Annotated in this window: 14 protein-coding genes; 10 read left to right on the top strand and 4 right to left on the bottom strand. The window is 52.0% G+C overall.

Annotation, left to right across the window (positions count from 1 at the left end; genetic code table 11):
• Positions 1-36 precede the first annotated feature (36 nt).
• On the bottom strand, positions 37-2,514 hold the full coding sequence (locus B1C80_RS25690; RefSeq protein WP_077924053.1) for a S8 family peptidase: 2,478 nt from the start codon (positions 2,512-2,514) through the stop codon (positions 37-39).
• Positions 2,515-2,671: 157 nt separating this feature from the next.
• Positions 2,672-3,184: a low affinity iron permease family protein gene (locus B1C80_RS25695; protein ID WP_077924054.1), complete on the bottom strand. Its 513-nt coding sequence runs from the start codon at positions 3,182-3,184 to the stop codon at positions 2,672-2,674.
• Positions 3,185-3,319: 135 nt separating this feature from the next.
• Between B1C80_RS25695 and B1C80_RS25700 the strand changes: the two genes are divergently transcribed.
• From B1C80_RS25700 to B1C80_RS25710, 3 genes are all read left to right on the top strand, one after another.
• Positions 3,320-5,188, top strand: a complete 1,869-nt coding sequence (locus tag B1C80_RS25700) for an ABC transporter ATP-binding protein (RefSeq protein WP_077924055.1) — start codon at positions 3,320-3,322, stop codon at positions 5,186-5,188.
• A gap of 87 nt (positions 5,189-5,275) precedes the next feature.
• Positions 5,276-7,345, top strand: coding sequence for a DUF5723 family protein (locus B1C80_RS28235; RefSeq protein ID WP_236648927.1), 2,070 nt, complete (start codon positions 5,276-5,278; stop codon positions 7,343-7,345).
• Positions 7,346-7,385: 40 nt separating this feature from the next.
• Positions 7,386-9,872, top strand: a complete 2,487-nt coding sequence (locus B1C80_RS25710; protein ID WP_077924057.1) for an OmpA family protein — start codon at positions 7,386-7,388, stop codon at positions 9,870-9,872.
• A 10-nt stretch (positions 9,873-9,882) separates the two neighbouring features.
• On the opposite strand, the gene B1C80_RS25715 is transcribed toward B1C80_RS25710, so the two are convergent.
• A complete protein-coding gene (locus tag B1C80_RS25715) occupies positions 9,883-11,277 on the bottom strand; it encodes a Gfo/Idh/MocA family protein (protein ID WP_077924058.1) in 1,395 nt (464 codons plus the stop codon).
• Between the two features lie 68 nt (positions 11,278-11,345).
• Between B1C80_RS25715 and B1C80_RS25720 the strand changes: the two genes are divergently transcribed.
• Positions 11,346-12,047, top strand: coding sequence for a DUF3267 domain-containing protein (locus B1C80_RS25720; protein WP_077924059.1), 702 nt, complete (start codon positions 11,346-11,348; stop codon positions 12,045-12,047).
• An 84-nt stretch (positions 12,048-12,131) separates the two neighbouring features.
• Here the strand turns inward: B1C80_RS25720 and B1C80_RS25725 are convergent, their stop codons facing one another.
• Complete coding sequence (locus B1C80_RS25725) at positions 12,132-12,896, bottom strand: NIPSNAP family protein (protein WP_077924139.1); 765 nt, start codon at positions 12,894-12,896, stop codon at positions 12,132-12,134.
• A gap of 197 nt (positions 12,897-13,093) precedes the next feature.
• On the opposite strand from B1C80_RS25725, the gene B1C80_RS25730 reads away from it, so the two are divergent.
• From B1C80_RS25730 to B1C80_RS28830, 6 genes are all read left to right on the top strand, one after another.
• A complete protein-coding gene (locus B1C80_RS25730) occupies positions 13,094-14,056 on the top strand; it encodes an alpha-E domain-containing protein (protein WP_077924060.1) in 963 nt (320 codons plus the stop codon).
• A gap of 760 nt (positions 14,057-14,816) precedes the next feature.
• On the top strand, positions 14,817-15,242 hold the full coding sequence (locus B1C80_RS25740) for a hypothetical protein (RefSeq protein ID WP_077924062.1): 426 nt from the start codon (positions 14,817-14,819) through the stop codon (positions 15,240-15,242).
• An 824-nt stretch (positions 15,243-16,066) separates the two neighbouring features.
• On the top strand, positions 16,067-17,935 hold the full coding sequence (locus tag B1C80_RS25745) for an NERD domain-containing protein (RefSeq protein ID WP_139361744.1): 1,869 nt from the start codon (positions 16,067-16,069) through the stop codon (positions 17,933-17,935).
• A 330-nt stretch (positions 17,936-18,265) separates the two neighbouring features.
• A complete protein-coding gene (locus B1C80_RS28240) occupies positions 18,266-18,478 on the top strand; it encodes a hypothetical protein (RefSeq protein WP_139361745.1) in 213 nt (70 codons plus the stop codon).
• 75 nt (positions 18,479-18,553) lie between these two features.
• On the top strand, positions 18,554-19,261 hold the full coding sequence (locus tag B1C80_RS28585; protein ID WP_201723593.1) for a zinc ribbon domain-containing protein: 708 nt from the start codon (positions 18,554-18,556) through the stop codon (positions 19,259-19,261).
• A 346-nt stretch (positions 19,262-19,607) separates the two neighbouring features.
• Entirely contained in the window at positions 19,608-19,976 is a 369-nt protein-coding gene (locus B1C80_RS28830) for a hypothetical protein (RefSeq protein WP_099084939.1), read from the top strand.
• The last annotated feature ends 81 nt before the right edge of the window (positions 19,977-20,057 follow it).

The raw sequence follows: 20,057 nt of genomic DNA on the forward strand, positions 1-20,057 counted from the left end.
GGTACTCGATAGCTTACCGATAAACAAAAGTCAGCCCTACCGAACCAGAAGTCGACTGGTCTGAACGAGTTGGCCGGCCAGCTGGATGCGGGCTATGTAGAGGCCAGGTGGCAGCCCCGTCAAACCTACGGTATTCGTTGACTGCGATAGATTGGTGCTGAGTACGATCTGCCCGAGCAGATTATAAAGCACCAGTGTGTAGTCATTAGGCTGCTGAATCATAACAGTCAGCTCGGCAGCCTGGGCGTTTATGGGGTTGGGATATAACACAATCGGCTGCCGCTCCTGGAATCGGAAAACCTCCTTTGTGGTTGTGACCACTTCGGCTCCTGAAGCCAACCGAATTCGCGCCCGGTATCTATTCAAACCATCGTTCAGAGTAGCATCTGTAGCTTCGTAATATAGCGAATCAGGCGTTACGGGCTTTGTATATACTGGATTGAATTCACCCGATGAAGTCATTTTTTCAAATACGACCTCCGCAATGTCTGTGGTCTGGGTTAGCGTTACGAAGAGATTCGCGCTCATGTTATTGGTTGTGCTAGCGTCGAAGCTTTCGTAGTAACAATAAACGGGTTGGTCGGCCAAAGAAAACGCGGTACTGCGTAACCCTGCTTTGCCAGATGATAAGATGGGGGTTATGGCAAGCCAGACCGCTTTATCGGAAGGTCTGACAAAAACCTGACGCTGATCCGTTGAGGCTATAGTGGCCCAGCCCGTACGAGTATTAAATTGTTGAACAAGATACCGAACCGGTGTGGTAGCCTGTACAGACGGCCAGGTGAGTAGCAAGGAATCGGCACAAAGCCGTTGCGGAACTACTTCCAGCTGGGGTGATACCGAACAGCGTACGTCTATAGGGACTACACTACCGTTTGGGGTTAGACGGAGCCTGCAGTCGGTTAATAGATTGGGAGGTTCCCATGTGTACTGGCCTGCTTTTAAGGGTACCTCGCTGGAAATCAGACGCCAGGTCTTTCCCTGGTCGATTGAATAGTGCAGGCTTCCTTCGTCAGCAGTATAGGTGCTTTTCCAGCGAAGGGTTGTTGTCTGAGCGCTACGAAGAAGGGTGTTAGCCGTAGGGTAGAGCCAGGTCAAAGTGTTGGCCAGATCAAATTGGTAGCAAACATGAAAGGATTGCGCAGACGATGTAAGCCTGTTACCTTTTATCCGCACTGTATAAATACCAGCTTTGGGGTTATCCAGGGTTACCTGCTCAACAGGATTGAGTGCATCTCGCTTGCGCCGGGCTGGTAATCGTAACGAATCTGCATGGGCGCTATTTGATAGCACCCAGGGTTGCCATACGGTTTTGTTCTGTACGACTTCCAGATCCAGGTCGTTGGTTAAAGCGGCAGATGTCAGGCTTTGGGGGTTCCCAGCAGGGTCTACCCAGGCTAATGTGACCTTCATTCGGCGTACGTTGGCTGGTACGGGCAGGCTAAACGTTACCTCTTTGCCATTACTTACGATACCGTTTTTAAAGAGCTTATTGGTTAAAGCCGATGCTGCTGCATACCCATTCAGGGCTCCATATCCCGTTTTAAAATCTGGACCCGGTACATCCAGATCGTCGGCCGAATTAATAAGTAATGCTTTCAGCAGGGAGGCCGGTGCTTTTTGCCGATAATATTTTTGATGAATATCCTGCAGAATGGCGGTTACGCCCGAAACCAGGGCTGCCGCAAACGAAGTACCATCGGGACTGTGAGCCACTAGTTCGGGCTTCAGCCGACCATCATAAGCCGGACCCCGCGAACTGTTTTCCATAACGGATCCCTCTGCATCGACGGCGCCGACAAGCAGCACGTTCTTAGCCATTTTGTAATGACCTGTCAGGTTGGCAAAGCCCGGAATTCCTCTGTAAAGACCATCCGAAGCCGTATCCTGGCCGCTATTGCCAGCTGAGAAAATGTTCATCAGGTACGGAAGCCGGCTTACCTGCTCGTCGTAGGCAGCGGCATCAGCACTGTACTGGTAGCTTATCGAAGAACCGTAAGAGTGATTGACCAGGCATACTTTGTTGTCCAGAATAAACTCATCTGGCTCCGGCGATAATGAATTGAAAGAGGCTGAAATTAAATGAGCGTTTGGCGCAATTCCTTCATTCAGCGGTGACGAATGCCCTAGACCAGCCAGCATGGAGGCTATCGATGTAGCGTGGTCGGTCATACGATCCGAAGCCCGGTCTGAAGGGCGTACTTTTCCGGTAAAGTCGATGTCGCTTTTATTGAACTGATTTTCTTTCTGACAAATAACAACGCCGTCGCCAGGATAGGCGGTAAAGTGGCTTTTTAACAGAGCAATCGAATTGTGGGCGAAATCAACCTGAGGATGATTTCCTTCTTCCTGAGGCCTTGAATGAACAACTGGTTTCGGTGCCGCTCCTGTAAGCCGGTTCCGGTGTTGCAACGTTTCCCTACAGCTCGCAAGCAGCCAGAGTCCGAAAAGAAAAAGGATCGTGGATCGGATGGCTGGTACAACGCATACCACAATTTTGTAGGGTCGTAACATAAGAAAGGGTAAATGACTGTGCGCTATTGACGATAGCAGCGCGCAAAGTCATCTACCCCTCTCAAAAAAGGCTGTATTTCGTAATTGGTACGTCGATAATTCGCTGACAGTCAGTTGAATATTTTAGGTGTCCGGGCAGGCCAGCTAGTTCACTGGTCTACAGCGTTGACGCCTGAGTGCTCTGCGGGCTGGTTTTAGATGTTTTCTTTTGTTTTCGCTGTTTCTTCTCCTCCTGTTTTTCGAAGTGGATCTCTTCGGCTTCTTCGATCGAGTGTGACTCCGAAAGGCTGTCTTCCTGTTTGGCTTTCTCAGCGAGTCGACCAAAAAACTGATGCAGTGCAATCAGATCGGCTTCATTGAGGTCTTCGAGGTTGAGCAGGCGGTTGCTGGCTTTTCGATTGACGGCAATCAGTTCGTTCAGCTTGATCTGCATAGCCAGCGAGTCTTTATTCTGCGATTTCTGGATCAGGAACACCATCAGAAACGTGATGATAGTCGTGCCAGTGTTGATGACCAGTTGCCAAGTGTCTGAATAGCCAAAAACAGGGCCGGTGATCACCCAGACCAGGATGGTCAGCAGGGCGAGCAGAAAGGCGGTTGAGGAGCCAGTGGCACGGGTGGCCCGGGATGCGAAGCGTTCGAAGAAGGCGGTGAATTTGTTCGTATTCATGCAGTGGGGCAGTTTGGCATCTTTACACGAAATAACGGCTATTCTGGCCAGACTGGCATAATATGATTTTACTACCAGTCTGGCGGGGTCGGCTATCTATGAACTAATCACATACGACCCTTGTCTTTTTCGTATATGGCAAAGACAACTACACGCCCCGCCGGTCCGCCGAACGGTGCGGTGCCAACGGACCGGAAGGAAGAGCTAAGCTGGCGCGACCGGTTTGCCGCTCTGGGTAACCTGCCCGCCTTTTTTCGACTGGTCTGGGCGGTGTCGCCGGGGCTTTTTATCGGGAATGCACTCCTGCGATTGGTGCGGGCGGCTATTCCGGCAGCGACGCTCTACGTGGGCAAGCTGCTCATCGACGAAGTGGTGCGGCTGGCGGGACAGACAGCCGACAAGGATACCGATTACCTGTGGTGGCTGGTGGCGGCCGAATTTGGCATGGCTATTTTGTCTACTGCTCTGGGCCGGGCCGTGTCGCTCATGGACGGGTTGCTGGGCGATCTGTTTGCCAACCGCACCTCGATCCGGCTGATGGAGCATGCTGCATCGCTCGATCTGGAACAGTTTGAAGACGCTACGTTTTACGATAAGCTGGAGCGCGCCCGTCGGCAAACTACGGGTCGTACGGTGCTGCTGTCGGGGGTGTTCGGGCAGGTGCAGGAGTTAATTTCGGTTGGCTTTCTGGCGGCTGGTCTGGCCGTGTATAACCCCTGGTTGTTGCTGCTGATTCTGGTAGCCGTAACCCCCTCGTTTATCGGCGACAACTACTTCAACCAGCGTAGCTACTCGCTGTCGCGTTCCTGGACGCCCGAACGGCGCGAGCTGGACTACCTCCGCTACGTAGGGGCCAGTGATGAAACGGCTAAAGAAGTAAAGATTTTTGGTCTGTCGGGTTTCCTGATCGATCGGTTCCGGACCTTATCGAGCGAGTTCTTTCAGAAAAACAAAGCGCTGGCTATCAGCCGGGCCAGCTGGGGAGTGCTGCTGACGGCGCTGGGTACGGCGGGGTACTATGGGGCCTACGTCTGGATTGTGCTCCGGGCCGTAAACGGGCAGATTTCGCTGGGCGACCTGACGTTTCTGGCGGGCTCGTTCCGGCAGGTGCGCGCTTCGCTGGAAGGGATCCTGCTGCAGTTCAGCAGCCTGACTCAGGAAGCCATTTACCTGCAGGACCTGTTCGACTATTTTGCCATCAAGCCGCTGATCGACTCGCCCGCAACGACGCGCCCTTTTCCCAGTCCCATTCGCATCGGGTTCGTGTTCGAGAACGTCGGCTTCAAATACACCAACAGCGAACGCTGGGCCATACGCAACCTGTCGTTCACGCTGCAGGCTGGCGAAAAGCTGGCGCTGGTCGGCGAGAACGGAGCGGGTAAAACCACGCTCGTTAAACTGCTGGCCCGGCTCTACGACCCCTCCGAAGGCCGTATCCTGCTCGACGGCTATGACCTGCGCGAGTACGACCTGCTCGAACTCCGGCGAAACATCGGGGTTATTTTTCAGGACTATACACGCTTCAAAATGTCGGCGGGGGTCAACATCGCCGTGGGTGACATCGACGAACGAACCAACCAGCCGCGCATTGAAACATCGGCCGAGCGAAGCCTGGCCGATACCGTAATCGCTAAACTGGCCGGGGGCTACGATCAGCAACTGGGTCGTTCGTTCAACAAAGGCGTTGAACTGTCGGGGGGCGAGTGGCAGAAGGTAGCGCTGGGCCGGGCTTACATGCGCGATGCGCAGCTGATCATTCTGGACGAGCCCACGGCCGCCCTCGATGCCCGCGCCGAGTACGAGGTGTTTCAGCGGTTCATCAAACTGACCGAAGGCCGCTCATCAGTCATCATTTCCCATCGGTTCAGTACGGTTCGGATGGCCGACCGGATTCTGGTGCTGGAGAACGGCACCCTGCTCGAAATTGGCAGTCATTACGAACTACTCGAGAAAGACGGTCGCTACGCCGAATTGTTTGGTTTGCAGGCTCGTGGTTATCAGTAGATTGCGCGCTTACTAAATCAGACTGGGTTAGTTTTGGATGCGGGGGCACAATTCGGCATTTTTGCCGGGTACGTTTCTCCTCTCGATATGCCCCACTTCTTCGTTGCGCTTGTTTTGTGTCTGCTGTCTGCTCATGCGTTTGCCCAGCGCCTGACGGCCTATCAGCTCAGTAATTATGCCGGTACTAACGGCGTATATCTGAATCCGTCTTCGATGGCTGACTCGCGACTGGGTACGCACATCAATCTGGCTACGGTATCGGTTCAGGCTGCAGCTCAGCCCCGCCTGCCGCTGGCTACGGTTCCTTTTGCCAGTGCCAGCCTGAAACTGCGCGGGCAGGACCTGGCCGTAAAAGAGGCAGACCTGCGCGGACCGGGCCTGATGGTACAACTGCGCGACAGTAAAGCGTTTGCGATCACAACCCGCTACCGATCCGACATCAACCTGACGGGGGGATACGATCTGGTAGACTGGTTCGAAGGAAGCAAAGCCCCGCTCCCCGCCGGGAACCGTTCCGTGGCGCTCAGCTCCGACGCGTTCGGCGAGGTGGCTTTTTCGTATGCGATGCCCGTATTCGACTGGCAGCAGCATTTCGTGAAAGCGGGTCTTACTTACAAATACATCCGGGGGCTTCAGTCGTCCAGCCTACAGGCCAATGGTGATTTCAGCGCCCCGTCTACCCAGGTCAGCTATTCGCTGAACAGCCTGCAGACGACCTACTCAGACCTGGCCACGCTGAGCAAGCTGAACGTGGCCGATGTGTTGCTCGGTAGCGTTCCGGGAAGCGGGAGTGGCTTCGACATTGGCGTTACCTATGAGTTCAGGCCCCGGGCCGAGTCGTTCCGGTATCAGATGGATGGCAGGCCGATGTCCGATGTGACGCAGACCAAATACCAGTTCCGGCTGGGGCTGGCCTTGCTCGATATCGGCTCGATCCGGTATAAAAATGCCAGCTCATGGACCGTTCAGCCCCGAACCGGTACGCTGCAGCAGGCGGCCGTTCAACCCCCCAAAACACCCACCGAGGTACGCAATGCCGTGGCGCAGTCGCTGGGGGTGCTGCCCGAAGGAAGCATCGGTGATCTGACCCATAAACTCCCGCAGACGTTCTCGGTTCAGGCCGATGCGCAGCTGGGGAAGGGCTGGTTCTTCGGCGCGGCCTGGTGGAAACCGACTACCGCCGATGCCGCTGCCCAGCACCGGGCCGAACTGATTACCTTTGGGCCGCGCTACGAGTCGGCGGGCAGCGAGTTCTCGGTGACGGGTAACTACTGGCAGCCACTCGGAAAGTTCTCGGTCGGTACCCACGTTCGGGTGGGGTTGTTTACGGTCGGTACCGATAACCTGCTGGGCTTCTTCAGCGACAACGGCTTGTCGGCCCATGTTTTTGCGGGTGTAGCCCTGCCCATAGGCGCCCGACGACCGCCCGACCGCGACGGCGATTATGTGTCGAACCGGCGGGACCGCTGCCCCGATCTGGCCGGTATCTGGATGTTTCAGGGATGCCCCGATACCGACCGCGATGGTATTCAGGATAAAGATGATGCCTGTCCGCAGGATGCCGGACCCGCGGAAACAAAAGGATGTCCCGACGCTGATAAAGACGGTATATTCGACAAAAACGATGCCTGCCCCAACGAAGCAGGCCCGGCCCGGTTCAACGGATGCCCCGATACGGACAACGACGGAATCGCCAATAACGACGACGAATGCCCGACGGTGGCGGGGGTACCGGCGCTGGGCGGCTGCCCCGATCGGGATCAGGATGGCCTGCGCGATAGTCAGGACGCCTGCCCTACCGAAGCTGGCCTGAAAGAACTGGATGGCTGCGCCCTGAAAGCACTGGAGCCGCTGCCTGCTGCGAATTTGTCGGCTGCCGAAAGCGCTCTGCTCGATCAACTGAACCGGCGCTGGCTGCTTGGGCCCAAAAAAGATGACGACGCGATTGGGAACCTGAAAACGTACTTGTCGGCCAATCCGAAGCGGGTGGTTGTGCTGGAGTTTTCGGGGGGCGATCAGGAACCGCTGGTTCGGGTGGCTAATCTGTTCAAAGAAGAGCTGGGCACGGCTTTCGGCGATACGAAACGGTTTCGTTTCTCGGTAGCGGTGCGGTCGGGTACCGCAGCCGGCCTGCGGGTTTCGTTCAAGGATGAATAAAAGGAGTCGAGCATCGCGTCGATAGCTGAAAACAACCTGCATGATGATCACTATTGGCTTCCGGCAATGCCTGAGTCGACCGGTTTTTAGGTATCTGGCCAGGGCCGTACTGACCGGGCTGCTGACTGTGCCAGGTGCCGATGCGCTGGCGCAGGGGAAAAAGCGAATGCCGGAGCCGCTGAACCTACGCGACCATATCGAATATGCCCCATCGGTGAGTGCCGACGGGCAAACGCTCATTTTTCAGTCGGATCGCTACGGGTTGTTTGTCAATGCGTATCGGAAAGTGCCGCGTATCAACGCCGAGGGTGATCAGCAGGCCGTAGACGATAAGCTCAGTGCCCAGTTTTTCGGCGTGTACGAAGCGCATCTGCACCCGAGCGGGCAGTGGACCCGGCCCGAGCCGATCCAGTCGATCAATCGATACGATAGCGATGGGATGACACCCCTGATTGGCGGGCCCAGCATCAGCTACGATGGCAATTACCTGTTTTTCTTCGCCAATTTTCCCACCAAACCCGGTTTTGGTCGCGAGGATATTTACTACTGCGTTCGGCAGCGCGACGGCTGGGGACCGCCTGTCAACGCTGGTCCAGCCATCAACACCAGCGGCTACGAAGGGTTTCCCAGTATTTCGGCCGATGGGCGCCGGCTGTATTTTGTCCGCGAAAACCTGACCAGCCGCTCCCGGGAGGGGCATACCTGCTACAGCATTCTGGTCTCCGAAAAAGGACGCGACGGCCAGTGGAAACGCCCGATCGAACTGCCCCCGCCGGTTAATCTCGACTGCGAGAAAGCTCCCCGCATTATGGCCGACAGCCGGACCCTGGTGTATTCGTCGATCAAAGCCGGAGGCATGGGCGATTTCGATCTTTACATGAGTACCATGCAGGCCGACGGGCGCTGGTCAGAGCCGAAGAACCTACAATATATCAACACGAAACGATCCGATCAGTCGGTGGCCATCAGCGCCTGCGGGGATCTGCTCTACTACGTCAGCGACGGCGACCTGTACACAACGGCAATTCCTGAAGAACTCCGGCCGTTTAAACTGGCTACCGTACAGGGCTTCGTGACCGACTCGCTGACGGGCGCGCCCCTGCCGGTCCGGGTGGTGGTGACCGACGTAGCGTCCGGAAGCGTGGTCACCACGGTCGAGACCAACCCGGCCGATGGGCGTTATACGGTGCTGCTGCCCATAACGAACGGGTATCGGCTGTCGGTCAATGAAAAAGAATACCGGCTTATGAGCCGGGCTGTCGACCGGGCAGCTTACCTGACCTGCGCCGTAATTCCGGCCAATTTTCGGTTGAAATCCATTCGGGCAGACCCCAGCGCCCTGCCCGCAGCGGGCCGTCATGCCGACGATATTGTAATTGTAACCGAGCCACCGCGGTCGGCGGCTACCAGTGTGGAACCCGTACCCCCGCCCGTAGCGGCTCCCAAACCGGCAGAGCCCGTCGTTGAGCGAATACGGGCGTCACAACCGGCGTTGGCCGATACGGCGCGTCTGGTGCTGACCGATACCGTGCGCCGACAGCCCAGCGTGCTAACCATCAAAGTGTTTGCCATGCACATCGGGCAGCCGCTGCGTTCGGCCGTTGTTGCCATCACGTCGACAGCCAGCGGGAAGACGGAACAGTTTACGCTACCCGACGGGCGACTCGAGCAACAGTTTACGGCCAACGACGACCTAACGATCGAGGTGAGTGCGCCGGGCTATACATCGATTCGACGAACGCTCCGCATCGACGTACCGGCGGGCGGGAAACGGTACGAGTTCGACGCGGAGCTGGATGCTATTCGTTTTTTCCTGACGATGCGGGCCGTCGACAGCCAGACCGGCCAGTCCGTTCCGAATGCACAGTTCAGACTGGCCGGGCCTGGCAATCCGGAGGCTCAGCCGTTAAAAACCGATTCGCGTACGCAGCTGGCCAGCGTTCAGGTGCCCGCCAAAGGAACCTACCAGCTTAGTGCCCTGGCCGAAGGGTACGAAGACCTGAGCCGGTCCGTTACCATCGATAAAGCGCAGAACGAGGTGTTGGTCAGACTAGTGGCGAAACCCGTTGCGATAGTCGCTCAGAAGGCGGACTCCAGCGCGATTAGGCCAACGCCAGCTCCTGGTCCCGAAACCGCAGCCGCTTCCGTATCGGCGGTAGCTACCAAAGCGTTCGGTGTGGTTGAAAAAGGAAAACGCATCCGGCTCAACAAGCTGTATTTCGATCAGAGCAGTCCGGTGTTGCGTCCCGAATCGTATGCCGAACTTGATCAGCTGTATGAGGTACTGAGCCAGTATCCGTCGATGCGTATCGAGATACAGGGCCATACCGACAACCAGGGCGACTTCGACGCCAACGTTCAGCTCTCCCGCGACCGTTGCCAGTCGGTGGTTGATTATCTGGTTGGTAAAGGCATCCGCAAACAGCGGCTCCGGGCCGTAGGGCGCGGCCCCACTGAACCCGTAGCGCCGAACAATAACGAAGAAAACCGAAAGAAGAACCGCCGGGTCGAGTTTGTGCTGCTCTAGCCCGGGCCGGTTACTGCATCTCCGGCAGTGGTCCGCGAAAGGCATCTTTTTTCGTCACGGCCGTCAGTTTCACGGGGCGACCGTCGCGGGCCGACTGGTAGATAGCGGCCATGATTTTATGGTCCTGCAGCCCTTCTTCGCCGGGGGTAAACGGTTGCTTGTCGTTCAGGATACAGTCCGAGAAGTGATCCATCTCGGCCGCAAACTGATTTTTCTCGGCTTGTTTCGGCTGCTCTTTATGCTCGATTTTTCCTTCTGCATAAGACACCTCTGGCTGCAGTCCGTTATAGGCAAAAGCCGGATCGAGTCCCATCCAGCCGCGTTCGGCCATGACCCGGTATCGACGGGTTTCGTGAACACCGTAGTGGGTGCCGCAGTTGGCGACGATACCACTCGGGAACCGCATCTGCCAGCTGACCATCTCTTCTACTTCCCGAAAACGAGCGTCGCCGGGCGTGCTGTGCTGATACGCAAACACTTCGGTAGGTTCTTCGCCCAGCAGGTATCGAACCGTATTGAGACAGTACAAGCCGATGTCGGGCAGGGCCCCGCCACCCGCCAGGGCTTTCTTATGGCGCCAGTGATCCGGATTGGCTGAGTTCTGCACATTGAACGCTTCAACGAACTTGGTCTGGCCAAATCGCTTCGACTGTATTATTTCCCGAATCATGCGGTTGTTCGGTTCATACTGAATCCGGTAGGCTACCATCAGCTTTCGGTTGGCCTTCTGGCAGGCGTCGATCATCGCCTGGCACTCCTGGGGGGTGTTGGCCATGGGTTTTTCGCAGAGGATATGCTTGCCGGCCTGCGCACCCCGGATGGTGTACTCGGCGTGCATGCCGTTGGGCAGTATAATGTAAATGACCTGAACCTCCGGGTTGTTTTTCAGCTGGTCGTAGGTGTCGTAGCTGTAGAGGCTGGTTTCTTTGATGCCATACTGGCGGGCTACCTTTCGCATTTTGTCCGGATTACCGCTCACCAAGGCTACCACCCTCGACTTTTTACATTCGCCAAAAGCGGGTAGCAACTCTTCCAGGGTAAGATGGCCGAGACCTACCAGCGCATAGCCAACGCGCTGATCCGGGGCCATGGGGGTCGGCGTAGGCCCGGACTCCCGTTCGGTCTTTGCCTTCCAGGCTTCCAGCTTAACGGGATCTTCGGGTTTGTCGGGTACGTTGGCGGGGGGCGATGTGGCCGGGAGCTTCGGCACCGACGCTCCTCCCGCGGTACTGTATACGCCCGAGGCTGTGGCCGGGTTCCGGTTCGTCCGGCACGATGCGGCCAGGCTTCCCGCGAAGCCCGCGGCTACGCTGCGCCCCGCCAGCCGCAGAAAATGCTGGCGCGACAAAGCGGTACCCGTGGTGTCGGTAGCCGACCCATTGGCGAGGTGTTCAAGTAATTTCATAACGTTGTAGCTTTGGTGACTGAACCTGCTGTTTGTGCCTTTGTTACGAAAACTAATCGACTGCGCCCATGCGTCCTACCGTCGAAGAACTACATCATTCCGGGCAGTATCGACTGATCGAATCGTTTAAAATCGACGAGATGAATCAGTTCATCATGCGCGAGCTGGGCACGGCCCCATCTCCGCAGCAATCCGCCCGGCAAAACTGGAAGAAAACACTGACCATGATGGGAGTGGGTGCCATCAGCGGTGGGCTTGGTTTTACTGTTACCTACTACCTGGTAAGCAGCGTGGGCAAATCGGGCGCTGGAACAGAATTATGGCAGATCGGCGCGGCCGTATTGGGTCTTTTTTTGTTGCTGCCTATTCATGAACTCATCCACGGGCTGGCTTTCAAATACATCGGCGCGCCAAAGGTAGGGTATGGCTATTCGCTGAAAAGCCTGATGGTGTATGCCTATAGCCAGCACTTCCCAACCACCATGCGCGAAGTAGCCTTTGTGGCCGTCATGCCTTTTCTGGTTATCACAGCCGGCCTGATTGTGGGCTGGGTGCTCGTACCGGCCTATTACGTGTTTTGGGCGGGGCTTCTGCTCATTCACAGCAGCGCCTGCATCGGCGATTTCGCCCTGATCCGATACTGGTACAAACGCCGTCCCCGCACTATCTACACCTACGACGACGTAGAAGGCGAACGCATGTCGTATTTCTTCGAACCCGTAGAGACGCAAACCCTTGCGTCTCCTGACCGGACGGCTATCATCTCCTGACCGGACGGCTATCGTCTCCTGACCGGATGGATTGTTGCTAACGCGCGTGAGACGCAATGACCGGGCCGCCCGGCCCTTGTGTCTCTACCGGATCGGGGAATAATCGGTGGGTTTCATATAGACCGACTCGACTTTTTCGGTGATTTTGCCGTTAGCTTCTGAGGCCTCGCGGGCTTTAACCCAGTCGGGGTCGGCGGCAAATTCCTTGAAGTGCTGTCGGCCTTCTGCTTCGCTCGGATGGGCCAGGATGTAGATGAGCTTAGGCTGTTTCCCATCGACCTCGGTTGTAATCCAGTAGCCGATATGCGTCATGCCGTGTTTGCTGAACAGCTTGATCGTATGGTCCCGGAAGCGGGTCAACAGGTTTGGTAGCTTACCGGGAGGGGACGTGTACGTACGCATCTCGAAAATACGCTCGGGGTTTTTGACGCCCGTTTTGATAGTTGGCGACAGCCGCGATTCGGTCATGAAAATCTGGTCTACGTGGTCGACCAGCTTTCCGTTAGCCTCCGTTTTGGCCACCACCGCTTTCCATTCAGGATCGTTTCGGAAAGCCTGCCATGACGCTTCGCGGGCTTCGCGATCGGGATAGGCCAGTATGTAAATCAATTCTTTGCGACTCGTGTCGGTGGGGGTCCAGTAGCCGATATTTTCCATCCCGTGTTTCGCAAAGATCCGGGTTGTATACTGCCGGAACCGATCCACAATCTCGGCATATTTGCCGGGAGTAGGGTAGTAGATACGAATTTCGTAGAGTTTGGACGAAGCCGGTTTTCCCGGCGCTGCGCTTGCATAAAGAGCAGATACTGACAGCGAGATAAGGGTCAGTAAAAAAGACAGTCTGGACATGATGTTGACAACAGGCAGGCGATACTGATAGACGTGGTCGATAAAGAGTAAATGGTCGTACTGACCGACCGGTAGGGGGTTGATCAGATACGGGCGCTGTGGTTGAAAAGCGAAAACCGGGGTCGCAATACTTGTAGAATAGCGCATAAACCCTATTTTTGTTGGTCACCCACCTCTAAAACTAACGCTTTTAGTCTATGCTGAGCCGCGTTGCCAACTCTGTTTACTGGATGCACCGCTATATTGAGCGGGCCGAGAACTACGCCCGGTTCATGAGCGTGAATTTTAACCTGGCGCTCGACCTGCCTCCCAACGTAGATCAGCAGTGGGAGCCGTTGCTGATTGCTACGGCCGACAATCATCTGTTCGAGAAATATTACGACCAGCCCACCCGGGAGAACGTAATTCAGTTCATGACGTTCGACAAGCGGAATCCGAACTCGATTGTGTCGTGCCTGAGCAACGCCCGCGAAAACGCCCGTACCATTCGGGAGGCCATCTCCAAAGAGATGTGGGAACACCTGAACCAGTTCTACCTCATGGTGCGTGACATGGCTCCCAAGCAGCAGTGGGGCCAGAACCAGACTCAGCATTTTTTTACCGAAGTACGCAACAGTACCCAGCTGTTCTACGGCATCATCGACGCAACCATTACCCGTAACGAAGCCTGGCATTTTGGGCGGCTGGGCCGGTTTCTGGAACGGGCCGACAAAACGTCGCGCTTTCTGGACGTGAAGTATTTCACGCTGCTGCCCGAAGTAGACGCCGTTGGGTCAACCATCGACCTTATGATCTGGTCGGCCGTACTGAAGTCGGTCAGTGCGTATAATATGCACCGCCAGCAGTACCGTAGTCTGACGCCATCCAGCATTGTCGAATTTCTGATCCTGGATAAGATGTTTCCCCGAGCGGTGGCCCATTGCATCCGGCAGGCCGAGTTGTCGCTGTATGAAATATCGGGCAATAACCCAACCCAGGGCTTCGGTACCCCCGCCGAACGGGCTCTCTCCAAGCTCCGTACCGAAATTGAATTCACCGAAACCGCCGATATTTTCAAAGCGGGCCTGCACCAGTACCTCGATCAGTTTCAGACGCGCACAAACGAAGTAGGTACGGCCATTTTTCAGACCTATTTTGATCTGAAACCGGTAGAGGCCTAGCGATAACCAGGGTGGCTTTTTCAGTCGTGTCGGCTCAGTTTCATCTCGCGCACGCGATGCTTTCGTAGCTGACTGCCGTCTGGCGATGGGCACGGCCAACTCGCTATGCCGTGACGGTTAGGTCATGAGCACATGCGGTACACCCACGTTACGGCTAACAAAATCGACACCCTCACGAACCCATTAGATAATCTGTAGGTACGTGCCGCCGGAGCAGGGGACGAAGTTGGGTCAGACTATAGAATTTACTGGTCAATACATAGCCCTGTGTGTATCGCTTCATCGTCCGGCGCACGGTTTTGACATCACCGCGGGCCGTAAATCGGTACAACTGACCAGCCTGATCGAAGAAGTAGTTCGGGTAACCGTCGATATCCCAAAGCCGCTGTACTGATAAAGATATATACCGCTTAGTCAATTGGATAGTAAGTAGTTGTGGGGGCTACTGGCTTTCTCGTTCTTTACAAACGGTGCCGAAAGCAACACAAAATTATGCGTTATTTGCGGAACTATATCTGCCTGACTATCAGCAAGAAATAGTTCCGCAGTTTTGCGTACAATACCATGTTGGGTGATAGTCCATAATGAGAGTTAAAGGCGGGTTACCTGCGACAGGGCTCACGCTCGACAGGAAGAATTAAGCTTCCATCACCGAGTCTCCTGTGACAGAGGAAACGTCCCGGTTGGGTAAGTAAGCTCACAAGTCAGGTTCCGGTTGACAGTTTGTACTTGACTAAAGTTTGACATAAATCTGGACTCAATGTTTGCCAAGTTTCCCTTTACCGCCACTGAGCAAGATTTCTATCGGTTTATCATAAATTGGGTTGGCCTACTGGCACAGCGGAAATATCAGGAAGCTTATGATTCAGTCCTTCAGTATGACTATTACGAGTGGACTCCTACACTTATGGAGTCAATTGTGAATGGGTACGGTATGGATTACGAAGAAGGCCAAACAAAATATGAAGTCACTTCACCTGATAAAGCTGTAGGAGAAGGTAACAGATTTGATGTAATGTGGTATGAAGGCGAGGTAGTGAACTTTGTTGAAGGACGAGAACGGTTAGCAGAATTGTGGTATGACCTGCCTTTAAATGACGAATGGAGTGACTTGACTGTGACATTTGACCTTGTGAAGTGTTCCGACGGTCTGTACTTGCAGTTAAAGGAAATACATGTCTTTTAGCTCCGTGTGGGCGGCTGTCTGGCGACAGGCCGCACGTCTCAAAGACAAGCGGGCAGCCCAACATGATGAGTGTGTAAAGGTGCAAGTACGTGCGTTCAGTCGAGTAACTCGCCCACCATCAACACTCATGGTCGTTGGGTGGCCCGTTCATGTCGGTAGGTATTTCACGTATCGGGCGACAGGATAACCAATTGATAGTGAGCGTTATTTTTATTTGAGTTTTGCGTTCCGGTCGACAGGTGAATCACCGTTCGACAGCGTGCTTTGGTTGGTGTATCGCGTGTGGTTGGACAGGTCAAACATCCGTGGACAGCACGATCAAAATGCGTTTCGTGCGACATAGGAACGTACCTGAGTGCCACCGCTCGACAGCCTCGGCTCGTTTGCTCGGCCTCTCTCGGCTTGTTCGGTTACGTGCGTTGTTGTTCAGCTTTGCTGGGTCCACTTACCTCGGACAGGAAACTGCCCGGCTAGCCCGAGCGCACCCAACGTGGCAAAGGGTGTAAAGGTTGTTACGTACCTGCGTTTTGGCTTATCTTTCGTTAACCATCAGCCCTTTGGGGCGTTGGGTGGCCCGTCCATAAAGTGCTTGCAAGGCAACGTTCCGGCGACAGGTTGCAGGCCTCAGAGGTCAAGTTTTAGGCTCGCAGTTCCAGCTTTCGGTCGACAGGGTGAACGCCCATGTTCGGCAGGTTTAGATCTGTGGATCAGCATTTGTGCGACAGGGCAATCGCCCCAACAGGTCAGGTTTGGCAAGACTCAGTAAGTTTTACATCAAAATACCTTTCAGACTATATAATCCGTCTCTAAAAGACAGCTTCAACTTGGCAAATAGACTATATCCGAATTGGGAACAATTAAAAGAACAAAATAACCCCTTAACAGCCGGTGAAGAGCATTTAATAAGGTATCTTGATACTTACTTGCCGAAAGATGAAAATTGGCAGCAAAACCATAAATTAGAGGATTACAAAGGATGGATAATTTTTGCCCAACCATTCTTAAATGGTACAAGACCAGACGTTATTATATTTAATCCACAAGTAGGGATAGTTATCTATGAAGTGAAAGACTGGGATTTGAAATTTTATGAGTCGAATGAAGGAGGTTTATTCGTAAATGACGGCAAAGGTGTTCATCAAATTAAAAGTCCTATTGAGCAAGTAAAACATTATAAAGAAAAGTTAATTGGTCAATTAGTTCCTAACATTGGTGAAGCCATAGATCAAAACGAGAAAAACTTCGGTCTTATTAAAACAGGGGTTTACTTTCACAAGGCTCAAACAAGTGTATGTCAAGAAAAATTAGGTGCAAAAATAGAAGATTACAGATATTTTCCCTTCTTTGGATTTGATAGTATTAGAGAAAATAATCTCAAAGAAATTGTGCCAGATGTTAACATTAGTAGTAGTAACTACTGGAATAGAGATTGGAATGAGGATATACTTTTCTGGCTTAATCCACCTTATCATAGTATTGAGCAAGGAACTGTTCTAAAACTAAGAGGTAATCAAATTAAGGTAGCTGAACCTAAAAGTGGCCATTATCGTGTCAGAGGTGTAGCCGGGAGTGGCAAAACCCAAGCACTCGCTTACAGGGCTGGAAAATTAGCTTCACAAGGATTTGATGTACTTATAATATCTTTCAATATTACATTATGGCATTATGTCAAGGATATGATTGCCCGTTCACCTTTCAATTTTAGTTGGGGTAAGTTTACTTTCACTCATTTCCACGGGTTTTGTAAAGACAAGTTAAACGAGTTTGAAACTAAGTGGCCGAAATCTCCTCAGCGAACGGATTTTAAAGAACAAGTAGACTACGAAAATGCTATAGATGATTTTTTTAAATCTACAGTTCCAGCCGCTGTAATTACTGCAATAAGAGGAAAGGATTATCAAAAGTACGACGCAATACTCATCGATGAAGGGCAAGACTATCATTTTGATTGGTATTACCTTCTAAACAGATATTTTCTTAAGAGTAGAGATGAAGTAATGATTGTTTGTGATAAAAGACAAAATATATTTGATAGAGAGTTAGATTGGTTAGATAAGAGAGTAACCAAAGAGGGGTTAGATAAATTTAAAGAACCATATATTGATCTGACTGTCACTTTTAGACTTCCTAAAAGAGTTGCAATCATGTCAAATGAATTTAGTGAAATTTTTAATCTTAATCAGGAGCTAAAGGTTGGTAGGATTGAAGATAATCCAGTCTTACTCCATTCTCATCATATTATTTGGTTGAATATAAATGAGGACGACTGGCAGTACTATATTTACAACGCTTTTTTAAGATTAAAAAAAGAAGGTTATAGCGCATCAGATATGGTCATCTTATTGCCTAGTCATAAAATCGGAAAAATAGCTGTTGATTTATTTAAGGAAAAGAAAATTGGTGTAAACCATGTCTTTGAGGAAGACACAGAAGCAAGATACCATCCTCATAAAAAAGCATTCTGGATGGGTGATGGAAGATTGAAAATGTCGACAATCCATAGTTTCAAGGGGTGGGAGTTGTTGAACATTGTTTTGTTTATCCCATCTGAATCCCCTGAGACTAATAAAAAACTTGACACAATAATTTATACCGCATTAACTAGGACAAGAGAAAATCTAATTATTTTCAATTCAAATAGCCGCTACAGTGATTTTGGAACAAAATTCCCCAAAAAATGGAATGAGCAATAATGACATAGATTTTTTACTGGAAGCAAGGCAAGTTACCGGCGACAGGCAGCACGTCCCGAAGTCAGGCCGCCAGCCCAACCGGCCATGTGTGTAAAGGCTCCCTACGGTCGCCATCAACACCTGTGGTCGTTGGGTGCGGGTCCATAAATTAGCATCCATTTCGGCGTTTCGGGCGACAGGTTGCAGGCTGCAGAGGTTAGGCTTTTTGCTTGTTCGGCGGGTTTCGGCTGACAAGCCGAACGCTTATAAGTGGTAGTTTTGGGTGTTCAAAGTCCAGCTTTCTGGCGACAAAGCAAATGCCCCAACAGGCAAACATTTTTATCTCAAAATATGGAGAATACGATTACAGTGATTGTAAGAACAGTAGACGGCGGTGAAAGTTATCCGTTGTCATTTGATTCACCTAAGCGGGCTATTGAAAAATACTTTATGCCCGACATGAGACCACCCGTCTCCGTGCTGATTATTGAAGCCACAGATAAGGATGGTAAACGGGTTCGACTGTATTTAGATGATTCAAATGTCAGTTTTGAAGTTGGCTAACCTTTGGCCTCTAACTGATAATTATAAACTAAATGTCTGATTTCATTTCATTTACACAGCATTTTCAACCGTAGAATGGCATTAATAACCTGCCCTGAATGTGATAAGGAAGTAAGTGATAAAGCGAGGGCTTGTCCGAATTGTGGGTTTCCATTAGACTCAAATCCACCCTCAACTAATTCGATTAGTTCCGAACTACTGCAATTTCCAGAGCTTCCTTCAAACTTGAGCATTGGTAGGCAGATTGTTAATTGGGGCGGTGACGCGGCAATTGATGGAGAATATCAGAGTGATGAGAACGTAGTTGAAATTCCAAGCGACAAGGTCAAAGTGATTTTGCATACTCACGGCATACGAATCGCAAATAGTATGTATATACCGATTTTTGATATTCATAATTCCCAAGTGATAAGTATCAAACAAACAACAAAGTCAGAGCTTGTCAATATGGACAAGTCTGTCATTGGCCGAGCAGTTGTTGGTGGGTTGATACTTGGTCCTCTAGGAGCAGTCGTTGGTGGAATGTCAGGTATCGGTTCTAAACAGAAGGTTCAGGATAAATCATACCTTGTACTCAATTATTGGGATACCAAAACCAAGACTCCACAAACACTTCTTATTAATGGTAGCAAAGCAGGTATTCAGCTTTTTATAAGACGGAATCAAAAGGAGGAATCTGTTAATCAATCCGAAAATAGACAAGCTGCAAGTGGTCAAGGTGGGTGTTTAGGAATAGTATTAATCCCATTAGGCATCTCAGTGACATATTACCTATTGACCTGATAGTTTGTATTGAAGTAGTCCTCGCGTGGGCGGGTTTCGGGCGACAGGTTGCTCGCCCCTGGAGGAAAGCATTCAGCCCAACCAAACGGGGGTGCAAATGTCTCGCTACGCTCCTCATCAGCCCCCGTTGGTGTTGGGTGCGTCAGTCAGACAGTGCTTGTGGGGGTCAGGTTCCGCGTGACATATTGTACTTCTAGTGTGGGCAGGTTTAAGCTTCCATTTCGGCGTTTCGGTCGATAGGTTGCAACTAGTAGAGGTGAGGTTTTTGTCCGTTAGTCGGGTTACGGTTGACACGAGAAACACCCCAAAAGAGCAGACTTAAAAAATCAGTTCCAGTAATTTAACCATGAAACGTTCACTGTTTTTCCTGATTACTGCCATCCTTTCTGCATTTGCGGGGTTTGTAATGTCGTTCCCTCCAAATTATAAAGTTGAAAGACATTATTTTATACCCTTCATAGAAATCTCATTTCACCATTCAGGAGGACTTATTTTTTCCTTAGCGATTCTAAATTTTCTAGTTCGCAATCATGGAGATTCGGCTACGTTGAAGGCAGTTTTAATTTGTAATTTAGTCAATCACGCCATTAACACCGTACATGACCTGATGGCTTATAATCAAGGAATTATAGGTCTTGAATCATTGCCTTTTTTCATTAGTCATTTTTTCATTGGTGGGTTTTCACTGTATTATTTGAGTAAAATCAAGTCGTAGTTCACTCCGCGTGGGCGGCTTATCGGGCGACAGGTTGCAGATCACAGTCGTCAGGTTTTTTGTGGAATCGGCAGGTTGCCG

The sequence above is a fragment of the Spirosoma sp. 209 genome (assembly GCF_002006735.1).
Classification (GTDB): domain Bacteria; phylum Bacteroidota; class Bacteroidia; order Cytophagales; family Spirosomataceae; genus Spirosoma; species Spirosoma sordidisoli.

Bases quoted from the DNA above. Each gene is read 5' to 3' on its own strand.
- B1C80_RS25690 (WP_077924053.1), bottom strand. From the start codon at position 2,514: ATGTTACGACCCTACAAAATTGTGGTATGCGTTGTACCAGCCATCCGA.
- B1C80_RS28235 (WP_236648927.1), top strand. From the start codon at position 5,276: ATGCCCCACTTCTTCGTTGCGCTTGTTTTGTGTCTGCTGTCTGCTCAT.
- B1C80_RS25720 (WP_077924059.1), top strand. From the start codon at position 11,346: ATGCGTCCTACCGTCGAAGAACTACATCATTCCGGGCAGTATCGACTG.
- B1C80_RS25725 (WP_077924139.1), bottom strand. From the start codon at position 12,896: ATGTCCAGACTGTCTTTTTTACTGACCCTTATCTCGCTGTCAGTATCT.
- B1C80_RS25710 (WP_077924057.1), top strand. From the start codon at position 7,386: ATGATGATCACTATTGGCTTCCGGCAATGCCTGAGTCGACCGGTTTTT.
- B1C80_RS28830 (WP_099084939.1), top strand. From the start codon at position 19,608: ATGAAACGTTCACTGTTTTTCCTGATTACTGCCATCCTTTCTGCATTT.
- B1C80_RS25695 (WP_077924054.1), bottom strand. From the start codon at position 3,184: ATGAATACGAACAAATTCACCGCCTTCTTCGAACGCTTCGCATCCCGG.
- B1C80_RS25715 (WP_077924058.1), bottom strand. From the start codon at position 11,277: ATGAAATTACTTGAACACCTCGCCAATGGGTCGGCTACCGACACCACG.
- B1C80_RS25730 (WP_077924060.1), top strand. From the start codon at position 13,094: ATGCTGAGCCGCGTTGCCAACTCTGTTTACTGGATGCACCGCTATATT.
- B1C80_RS25740 (WP_077924062.1), top strand. From the start codon at position 14,817: ATGTTTGCCAAGTTTCCCTTTACCGCCACTGAGCAAGATTTCTATCGG.
- B1C80_RS28240 (WP_139361745.1), top strand. From the start codon at position 18,266: ATGGAGAATACGATTACAGTGATTGTAAGAACAGTAGACGGCGGTGAA.
- B1C80_RS28585 (WP_201723593.1), top strand. From the start codon at position 18,554: ATGGCATTAATAACCTGCCCTGAATGTGATAAGGAAGTAAGTGATAAA.
- B1C80_RS25700 (WP_077924055.1), top strand. From the start codon at position 3,320: ATGGCAAAGACAACTACACGCCCCGCCGGTCCGCCGAACGGTGCGGTG.